Source organism: Elstera litoralis, from assembly GCF_000963705.1.
Lineage (GTDB): Bacteria > Pseudomonadota > Alphaproteobacteria > Elsterales > Elsteraceae > Elstera > Elstera litoralis.
In genome coordinates this window covers 1-1,905 of record NZ_LAJY01001006.1, presented here as the reverse complement: position 1 = coordinate 1,905, position 1,905 = coordinate 1, and the positions used below count along the sequence as shown (strand labels likewise).

The window sequence follows — 1,905 nt, the reverse complement described above, 5'->3', positions numbered from 1 at the left end:
GAAGTGGTTACGCCGGAAGATTATATGGGCGACGTTATCGGCGATCTGAATAGCCGCCGTGGTCAGGTGAATGGTATGGACAGCCGGGGTAATGCCCGCGTCGTTTCCGCCATGGTGCCGCTGGCCAATATGTTCGGCTATGTGAACACTCTGCGCTCGATGAGCCAGGGGCGCGCCCAGTACACCATGCAGTTCCATCACTACGAACAGGTTCCCCAGGCGGTTGCGGACGAAGTCCGCGCCAAAATGGCGTGATCCGTTAGCAAGGATATCGATTATGGCGAAGGCTAAATTTGAGCGGAACAAGCCGCATTGCAACATCGGCACGATTGGTCACGTCGATCATGGGAAGACCTCGCTGACGGCCGCGATCACGAAGATTTTGGCGGAATCGGGCGGGGCGACCTTCACGGCGTACGATCAGATCGACAAGGCGCCGGAAGAAAAGGCGCGTGGGATCACGATTTCGACGGCGCACGTCGAATATGAAACCGCGAACCGCCATTATGCGCACGTCGATTGCCCCGGCCACGCCGATTATGTGAAGAACATGATTACCGGCGCGGCGCAGATGGACGGCGCGATTCTGGTTGTGTCGGCCGCTGACGGCCCGATGCCGCAGACGCGCGAACACATTCTGCTGGCCCGTCAGGTCGGCGTGCCGTCGCTGGTGGTGTTCCTCAACAAGTGCGACATGGTCGATGATCCCGATCTACTCGAACTGGTTGAAATGGAAGTGCGCGAGCTGCTGTCGTCCTACCAGTTCCCCGGCGATGATATTCCGATCGTGAAGGCTCGGCCCTCTGCGCGCTGGAAGATAAGCAGCCGGAACTCGGCCGCGACGCCATTCTGAAGCTGATGGCCGAAGTCGACGCGTACATTCCGCAGCCGGAACGCCCGGTGGATCGTCCGTTCCTGATGCCGATCGAAGACGTGTTCTCGATCTCGGGTCGCGGGACGGTGGTCACGGGTCGTGTCGAACGCGGCATTGTGAAGGTCGGTGAAGAAGTCGAAATCGTCGGTCTGAAGACCACGGTGAAGACGACGGTGACCGGCGTTGAAATGTTCCGCAAGCTGCTCGATAGCGGCCAGGCGGGCGACAATATCGGTGCGCTGCTGCGCGGCACGAAGCGTGAAGACGTGGAACGCGGTCAGGTTCTGGCAGCTCCCGGCTCGATCACGCCGCACACCAAGTTCAAGGCGGAAGCCTATATTCTGACGAAAGAAGAAGGCGGTCGTCACACGCCGTTCTTCACCAACTATCGTCCGCAGTTCTACTTCCGCACCACGGATGTCACCGGGAACGTGTCGCTGCCGGAAGGCACCGAAATGGTCATGCCGGGCGATAACGTGTCGATGGATGTGGAACTCATCCAACCGATCGCGATGGACGAAGGCTTGCGCTTCGCTATCCGCGAAGGTGGTCGTACCGTCGGCGCAGGCGTCGTCGCATCGATTATCGCGTAAATAAGCAGCATGGCTGATAGGGCCGGGGGCGCGTTATTGCCCCCTGGCACCCAGCCGGAGAAAGAAGCATGGACAACACAAACATCCGCATTCGGCTGAAGGCATTCGATCATCGCGTGCTCGATCAGTCCACCAGCGAGATCGTGAACACGGCGAAGCGCACCGGCGCCCGCATCCGTGGTCCGATTCCGCTGCCGACCGAAATTGAACGGTTCACCGTCAACCGCTCGCCGCACATCGATAAGAAGAGCCGCGAACAGTTTGAAGTGCGCACCCATAAGCGCCTTCTGGACATCGTCGATCCGACCCCGCAGACCGTGGACGCGCTGATGAAGCTCGACCTGGCGTCGGGTGTCGACGTCGAGATTAAGCTCTAGGCCGGGGGGATGACGATGAAACGGTCTGGTCTGATCGCCCAGAAATTGGGCATGACCCGGA

1 protein-coding gene and 2 pseudogenes are annotated in these 1,905 nt (G+C 59.8%); all 3 read left to right on the top strand.

Annotated features, from left to right (window positions below; genetic code table 11):
• Positions 1-255, top strand: a pseudogene (gene fusA, locus VZ95_RS21190) (elongation factor G); the annotation flags it as partial.
• Between the two features lie 22 nt (positions 256-277).
• Positions 278-1,467, top strand: a pseudogene (gene tuf, locus VZ95_RS21185) (elongation factor Tu).
• A gap of 68 nt (positions 1,468-1,535) precedes the next feature.
• Positions 1,536-1,844, top strand: coding sequence for a 30S ribosomal protein S10 (gene rpsJ / locus VZ95_RS21180; RefSeq protein WP_045777634.1), 309 nt, complete (start codon positions 1,536-1,538; stop codon positions 1,842-1,844).
• Positions 1,845-1,905 lie beyond the last annotated feature (61 nt).